Annotated in this window: 1 protein-coding gene; it reads right to left on the bottom strand. The window is 43.4% G+C overall.

Translation table 11 applies throughout. The features are described 5' to 3' along the window. The coding region (locus tag ACFINZ_RS10675; RefSeq protein WP_404978074.1) for a MutS-related protein at nucleotides 1–745 on the bottom strand (745 nt) is incomplete at both ends.

Genomic DNA, 745 nt, shown 5'->3' with positions numbered 1-745 from the left:
AATTTATGTCCTTTTCCCGCCATTTCACCTTGTTCTAATTGCTGTAGAACGTCTGTAGCACGTGTAATAACTGCCTTGGGAAGTCCAGCAAGTTTTGCAACTTGTACGCCGTAGGATCGGTCCGCAGCTCCCGGCGTGACTTCGTGAAGAAAAATCACATCACCATCCCAATTTTTGACTTTCATGGTTACATTATGAAGACGATCAAGTTTTTCTGTGAGTGCTGTCATTTCATGAAAATGTGTGGCGAGAATAGCACGACAATGGTTAACTTCATGAAGATATTCAACGGTTGCCCAGGCAATTGAAAGCCCATCAAAAATCGACGCTACTCGTCCGATTTCATCAAGAATAAAAAGGGAATGCTGAGTAGCATGATTAAGAATCGTTGCTGTTTCTACCATTTCCATCATAAAAGTTGAACGCCCTCGTGCAAGATCATCAGAAGCACCAACACGACTAAATAAGCGATCAACAACGCCAATATGGGCTGAGGTAGCTGGAACAAAGGATCCCATTTGCGCCATAATGGCGATGAGAGCATTTTGCCGTAAAAAAGTTGATTTTCCTCCCATATTAGGACCTGTTAAAAGCCATATCGCTGCATATTGGTGATTTTCTTGCAAAGAGAGGTCGCAGTTATTAGCAACAAAGGTTTCTGCTGCTTGCTTTCGGAGTGCTTGTTCTACGACGGGATGGCGCCCTGCGGTAATACAAAAGGTAAGAGACTGATCAATTTTAGGGC

It is taken from the genome of Bartonella sp. AA81SXKL (assembly GCF_042196945.1).
Classification (GTDB): domain Bacteria; phylum Pseudomonadota; class Alphaproteobacteria; order Rhizobiales; family Rhizobiaceae; genus Bartonella.
The sequence above is the reverse complement of the archived record's forward strand: the minus strand, read 5'-3'. Positions and strand labels throughout refer to the sequence as shown.